This is a genomic window from Vibrio harveyi NBRC 15634 = ATCC 14126 = KCTC 12724, from assembly GCF_001591145.1.
In the GTDB taxonomy this organism is placed as follows: Bacteria; Pseudomonadota; Gammaproteobacteria; order Enterobacterales; family Vibrionaceae; genus Vibrio; species Vibrio harveyi.
The window spans coordinates 1-5,812 of sequence record NZ_BCUF01000095.1; the positions used below are offsets into that span (position 1 = coordinate 1).

Here is a 5,812-nt window from a genome sequence, read left to right on the forward strand (position 1 = left end):
GGTTACTTGGGTATAAGAAAGAGCGTTGTTCTCGAATGATTTATTAGATGCAAAAGGAAAAGCATGTCGAAACTGGTGTTGGCATTGATACGATTTTATCAACGCTATTTATCCCCACACAAAGGGTTCCGTTGTGCTCATGCGGTGTACTACGGCACGGATTCTTGTTCTGCAGCCATCAGCAAAATAATTCAACGTAAAGGCGTGTTTTCTAGCTATACCAGTGTTCAAGACCAGTTTACACGCTGTAGACATGCTCATCAGCGTCTTCAAACTGAGGAACCTTCCCGTAATCGCAAGCGGCGTAAGAACAAAGACTCATCTTGTGTAACGGATATGGGATGCAACTCTTTGGATTGCGTCCCGAGTGACGCCTGTAGCGGTGGCAATGATTCACCTTGCAATTGTTGGTAATGGACTCTGTACGTAAATAAAAAGGAATGTGATGACCACTGATCAACTCAAAACTTTGTTTGAAAATGATTTGCGACATAAGCTCGAACCGCTGGAAGCTTTACGTTTAGAAGCGCTTCGTCGCCGCAAGTTTCTTGGTGTCGCGGTGTGTGTTTTCTTTGGAGCAGTGGCTTTTGATATTGCCACCTTCGCTACCATGTTTGTGCTCTTGGCACTGTTGCTCGGCGGTTGGGCTTACTTCAACAAAAAACACAATGAGTATCGTACAACCTACAAGCAATACATTATGCAGAGTTTGTTGGCACACATTGAGCCTTCACTGACTTGGGACCCAAGCCGCAAGCTTGACAAAGATACCTTTGAACGTAGTGGTTTGTACTTAGACCGCTGTGATGGTTTCGAAAGTGATGATTTTATTTCAGGTACCATCGGTGAAGCCAAAGTGGTGATGTCTGAGATTCAAGCATCAAAGCTCATCAGCTCTGGAAGTGACAGTTCGAGTAAGCATCACGTATTTTTTGCGGGGTTGTTTTGCGAAATCGACGTTCCGATGAATGAAGACATTTGCACCTTTGTGCTGACTGATCGTGATGATACCCCAACCTTGCGCGAAAAGTTGTGGGATAGCTTCTTCAAGATTCAAATAGGTAAACGAGTCCGACTGGGCAATCCAGAATTTGACCAGCAGTATGAGGTGTATAGCGACGATTTAGACACGGCAAAGCAATTGTTAACGGATGAATTGATTGAGCGTGTGCTGACTTTTCGTCGTGAAAGTGAGTTTTCTAGCTTGTCGCTTTCTCAAGTAAACGGAAAGCTCTACATCGCCATCTCGCATTGGAAAGAGCTGTTTGAGCCTAAATTGGATGAACCTGCGGGTGAGTTTGAAGCGGTCGCGGAGATTTATCGTGAGTTGGATTTCTTGATTGGCACGGTTCGCAGTTTAGACCTTATGCGACCAATGATGGAGCCTGATAGTGTCGTAGAAACGGCGTAATCCCCTGTTATTCTCAAAGTGAAACTCGGTAAAGACTCGGTGATTTCAGCTTGAGATTCATCCAAGATCCTGTACCTTAGCGTGACTATTTTTTGCAGCCTGTTTTCATTCAAAGAGTGACCTGAGCTGCTTCACTTTTGAGTTAAAGTCATGTCACAAGCTAGCATCAAATTCATCGCCACCGATATGGATGGCACCTTACTTGACCAATATGGTCGTCTAGACCCAGAGTTTTTTGACCTGTTTTTACAGCTTGAAGAGAAGGGTATTTTATTCTCCGCAGCGTCAGGTCGTCAGTACTACAGTTTGCGTGATACGTTTGCGCCAATTCAAGACCGTATGATTTACGTGGCAGAAAATGGCACCTTGGTGATGCACCAAGACAAAGAGCTTTATAGCTGCACCATTCCGAAATCGGAAATCGATGAGATAGTAAAAGCGGCACGTGCGGTAGAAGGCACACACCTTGTACTGTGTGGTAAGCGTTCGGCTTACATCGAAACCAAAGATCCAAAAGCGTTAGAAGAGTTCCAGAAATACTACCACCGTTGCGAATACATGCCGGATTTGCTGGCAGTAGAGGACGAATTTATCAAGGTCGCAATCTGTCACTTTGGTGGTTCTGAAGAATTGGTATTCCCTACAATGAGTGAGAAGTTTGGTCACAGTCATCAAGTGGTGGTGAGTGCGAAGATCTGGCTTGATGTGATGAACGCAGAAGCGTCAAAAGGGGCGGCGATCAAGCACCTTCAACAAACCATGGGTTTCGGTCCTGAAGAGACGATGACGTTTGGTGATTACCTCAATGACCTAGAAATGCTGCAAGTGAGTGAGCATTCCTATGCGATGGAAAACGCACATGAAGCAGTAAAAAAAGTGGCGCGCTTCTCAGCACCAAGTAACCGTGATTCGGGTGTGATGAAGGTCATCAAAGAAAAAGTGCTTTAATCGCCGCTTAGCGAATCTCAAGCATAAAAAAGCCCCGCCATTTGATGAGCGGGGCTTTTGTTTGTCTAAGGCTCAAACAGGTATGAGTTAGCGTACGTATTTCGCTGTCGCACTTACAAACCAGTGTTGTAGCTTGCCATTTGGGTTTTCTACCCACAAATCATTGTGATAACGGTAAATACGACCATTCACGGTTAGAGCTAGCATGTTGTCGCCGGTTTGCTCCATACGAATAAACTGGTCAGAAGTCACCAAAAACGGCTCTAGGTCTTCGGTGCTTGCGCCTTTGTATACAACAAAGTAACCGAACATGTTACCCGCGTCAGGGTCTGTAGAGTGAATGCGATGACCAACCAGTGTGTAGTTGTCGTTGAGCGCCTCTTCGAGGGTTTGTACGCCCACTGTCTCGTGGGATGGGATAAAGACCCAAGCCAGCACACCAAGCGCGATCACTAGCAGTAATAGCACCGCTCGCATGAAATTTTTCATCATGGTTATCCGTTTAACGTTGGAATTTCATTTTGTACATGCGCTTATCCGCTAAATTGATTAGGAAGTCAATGTTGTCGGCATCTTGCGGGTAGCTCGCTGCACCTAAACTGGTGGATAGGGCTCCGGCTTGGTCGGAGGCGAGAATCGGTTTCTCAAACACTACATGGACGTGGTGCGTTGCTTCGGTAATTTTGTTCTCGTCGGTTGTGTTGATGATTACGGCAAACTCGTCACCACCCATGCGATAGACAGTAAAGTCATCCAATGCCATGTCGTTTAAGCGCTTTGCTATCTCGATTAAAGCGATGTCACCCGCTTGATGTCCCAACGTATCGTTTATGTTCTTAAAGCCGTTCAGATCGAGTAGGAGCAGCGAAAATGGGGTTTTGGTTTCTTCCTTGCGATGTAAATCGAGAAACAAAGCACTGCGGTTGGCAAGATTCGTCAGTGGATCACTTAACGCGAGTTGTTTGTGGAACTTCGATTCTTGCTTATAGAAGTAGGTCAGCAGCGCCACAGTAAGCACGAAAATGCCCAATAAGATGTATTGTGCTTGCAGCAAATTGTACGCACGAACTTGCTGTTGCTGATAAAGCGGGCTTGCAACACGGAAGTTCTGGGTGACGTAGTCAATCATCTCCATGTATAGATTTTGCGTTGCGCGGTAAAACTGATTAGCAGCCACGCTACTGCCTGTTTTGGCTTCAACTAAGATCGGTTCGAGTTGTTGAAATTTATCGAATAGAGAGACAAAGTACACGCGTACTTCTTCTCTTGATAGGAAAGAGTCCGCTTCTTTGTTGTTGATCAGCAAATCAAAACGGCTCCAAGCTAACTCATATTGCAGCTCGGCTCCATCAATGTTCATCACGCTCTCATTGAGCCGACGCGCTTCACCCACTAATTCCGATAACTCTTTAGATAAATGAAATAAAAACCAAGTCGCTTGGTTTTGTTGGGCAGAGTAGCTTTGGGTAAGTGCTCGGGTTTCTTTCAATAATACGATGTTGGCGAGCAGCAATGTCGATGAAAAAATCAACAACAATAACTTACTCTTAGTCGAAAATGGACCTTGTTTTGTAGGATGGGGTTTCGCCTTCATTGTTATTCTTCTTTCACGCTGATCCTGTTGATTTGCCAGACCATTTGCGAATGGTATGGGGCAATGTCTAGTTCTGGGTATTTATTTATAGAATAGATCAACCAGTAGGGACCTTTGTTTCGGATCTTGATGTATTTATGATTTTGTTTGTACGCCACGATAGGCTGGTAACGAAGGATATCTTCACGAGATAAATCGGAGTGGTAGTCATTCAATGCACGTACTTCAACGCGCTGGGGTACTTGTCCAAATGCATTTTGTAATAGGATGCTTAACTTAACACCTTCAAACTCGGCTGGCGTTTCGAGCCAAGGTAGTTTGGTGGTGTAGGTAGTTTGAGGCAATGACTCTAGGTCTTTTAATGCCACAACAACATCGGATTTCTCAGGACTGCTAAACTGTATCGTGTTTGCAAAAAGTGTCGGTGCAAACAAAAGCAAAGCGAGTGCCACTGTTTTTCTCATCTTGTGCCCTTTGATTTATTGCCCTTGTTTCGGCGGGATAGCGTCACTACATCGATCCGCAGAAATTTCGGTTATTTATTAATAATAGAGCCAACTTGATGGATTTATATAATACGTTATGGGTGAAAAGTAACCGTTGGTGGAATATACGTCAAGGTTAATGACATAGTTAAAAATAGAACTATTGGATGAATACATTATTTAGTCTATTTTGTGTGCAGTTTGCCTCACGTTGTCTAACTTTCGCGACACTTTCATCTCATTAGGAGAAGCGATATGTTTGATTGGTACTACAGGGTCATCCTCAATTACTCCAACTTTAGTGGTAGGGCTAGACGCCAAGAGTATTGGTACTTTACGTTAGTGAATGTGTTGGTCAATTTAGTGATGGGCATCATCGATCGAGTGATCGGCAGTGTGATGCAAATGGACAATTTTGGCTTCTTTGGTGTGATTTATGCCCTGTTCATTATGATCCCATCGATTGCGGTTACCGTGCGGCGTTTACACGACTCAGGACGAACTGGGTGGTGGGCGTTGATCGCTTTTGTGCCCATCATTGGTGTCTTAGTGCTGCTGTACTTTCTCATCCAAGACAGTGAAGAAGGTTCGAACCAATATGGTGCGAACCCGAAGCATGAGTAGAGATTTGGCTCTGAATCCGGCATCTTGACGTCACTTGGGTATAAGTGGGTTTAGATGCCTGAGCCCACTTGGAAATACACTGCACTGTCTTCATCGCTAAAGGCGAAGTCCATGCCTGCTTGCAGGCCATAACGACGAGCGATGAGGTAACGAAAGCCCACGCCGTAAGCGTATTCGGCGTCGTTTTCGAATAGCGATGCTTCGGTTGAAGCGTAACCAAAGCCGCCGAAAACATTCGTCGACCAGCGCGTGTTCCACTGATAGGTCAGTTGTGATTCGACTGACAGTGTCTCGTCCCCTTGATAACGATTTCTCGCAACGCCACGCAGTTCAATGTCTGGATAAGACGCTGGTGGTAAAAAGCGTTCGTCAGTGTAAAGAGATTTGTATTGACCACGTAGCGCTAGCGACCATCGATCCGCTAACTCCCAATAGTTAATGCCTTCCACATCCAGTTGTTCGTATTCGTAATCACTGCCAATCGCGTCGTTGTACCAAAGGTATTCGGCTTTGTAGTTGTAGCCTTGCGTCGGACTAAAGAAGTTGTTTCTGCTGTCCCATTCCAGTGTCAGACCCAATCCAGAGGTAGTCGGAGAGGTATTGGTCAGGGTTTGCAATAACTTATCGGCAATAGGGGAGTTGGTGATTTTCTGATCGGTGACGAAATAGAGCTGTTTCACACCGATAAACAGCGGAGCATCAATATACCCAAGTGACTTCAAGATGCAGGATTCAGAGCGTTGTCATTGA

At 45.1% G+C, this 5,812-nt stretch carries 7 protein-coding genes and 1 pseudogene; 4 read left to right on the forward strand and 4 right to left on the reverse strand.

From position 1 onward, the window contains the following. Positions 1-63: 63 nt before the first annotated feature. The 3 genes from yidD (at position 64) to VHA02S_RS24310 (ending at position 2,359) form a co-directional block, all read left to right on the forward strand. Positions 64-414, forward strand: coding sequence for a membrane protein insertion efficiency factor YidD (yidD, locus tag VHA02S_RS26575; protein ID WP_079401627.1), 351 nt, complete (start codon positions 64-66; stop codon positions 412-414). Between the two features lie 31 nt (positions 415-445). Next, entirely contained in the window at positions 446-1,411 is a 966-nt protein-coding gene (locus tag VHA02S_RS24305; RefSeq protein ID WP_005447272.1) for a DUF3137 domain-containing protein, read from the forward strand. Between the two features lie 150 nt (positions 1,412-1,561). Continuing rightward, positions 1,562-2,359, forward strand: coding sequence for a Cof-type HAD-IIB family hydrolase (locus tag VHA02S_RS24310; RefSeq protein WP_009701295.1), 798 nt, complete (start codon positions 1,562-1,564; stop codon positions 2,357-2,359). Positions 2,360-2,446: 87 nt separating this feature from the next. Here the strand turns inward: VHA02S_RS24310 and VHA02S_RS24315 are convergent, their stop codons facing one another. From VHA02S_RS24315 to VHA02S_RS24325, 3 genes are read right to left on the reverse strand one after another with little or no spacing between them, the layout of a single operon-like run. Further along, positions 2,447-2,851, reverse strand: a complete 405-nt coding sequence (locus VHA02S_RS24315) for a hypothetical protein (protein ID WP_038898304.1) — start codon at positions 2,849-2,851, stop codon at positions 2,447-2,449. 10 nt (positions 2,852-2,861) lie between these two features. After that, positions 2,862-3,953 (reverse strand): GGDEF domain-containing protein, encoded by a 1,092-nt coding sequence (locus VHA02S_RS24320; protein WP_005447275.1) that lies wholly within the window; start codon positions 3,951-3,953, stop codon positions 2,862-2,864. A gap of 2 nt (positions 3,954-3,955) precedes the next feature. Further along, positions 3,956-4,417 (reverse strand): putative pterin-binding protein, encoded by a 462-nt coding sequence (locus tag VHA02S_RS24325; RefSeq protein ID WP_005447276.1) that lies wholly within the window; start codon positions 4,415-4,417, stop codon positions 3,956-3,958. Positions 4,418-4,693: 276 nt separating this feature from the next. On the opposite strand from VHA02S_RS24325, the gene VHA02S_RS24330 reads away from it, so the two are divergent. After that, complete coding sequence (locus tag VHA02S_RS24330; RefSeq protein ID WP_017189737.1) at positions 4,694-5,062, forward strand: DUF805 domain-containing protein; 369 nt, start codon at positions 4,694-4,696, stop codon at positions 5,060-5,062. A 50-nt stretch (positions 5,063-5,112) separates the two neighbouring features. Here the strand turns inward: VHA02S_RS24330 and VHA02S_RS24335 are convergent. Beyond that, positions 5,113-5,766, reverse strand: a pseudogene (locus tag VHA02S_RS24335) (BamA/TamA family outer membrane protein); the annotation flags it as partial. Positions 5,767-5,812: the final 46 nt, after the last annotated feature.

Bases quoted from the DNA above. Each gene is read 5' to 3' on its own strand.
- yidD (WP_079401627.1), top strand. From the start codon at position 64: ATGTCGAAACTGGTGTTGGCATTGATACGATTTTATCAACGCTATTTA.
- VHA02S_RS24305 (WP_005447272.1), top strand. From the start codon at position 446: ATGACCACTGATCAACTCAAAACTTTGTTTGAAAATGATTTGCGACAT.
- VHA02S_RS24310 (WP_009701295.1), top strand. From the start codon at position 1,562: ATGTCACAAGCTAGCATCAAATTCATCGCCACCGATATGGATGGCACC.
- VHA02S_RS24315 (WP_038898304.1), bottom strand. From the start codon at position 2,851: ATGATGAAAAATTTCATGCGAGCGGTGCTATTACTGCTAGTGATCGCG.
- VHA02S_RS24320 (WP_005447275.1), bottom strand. From the start codon at position 3,953: ATGAAGGCGAAACCCCATCCTACAAAACAAGGTCCATTTTCGACTAAG.
- VHA02S_RS24325 (WP_005447276.1), bottom strand. From the start codon at position 4,417: ATGAGAAAAACAGTGGCACTCGCTTTGCTTTTGTTTGCACCGACACTT.
- VHA02S_RS24330 (WP_017189737.1), top strand. From the start codon at position 4,694: ATGTTTGATTGGTACTACAGGGTCATCCTCAATTACTCCAACTTTAGT.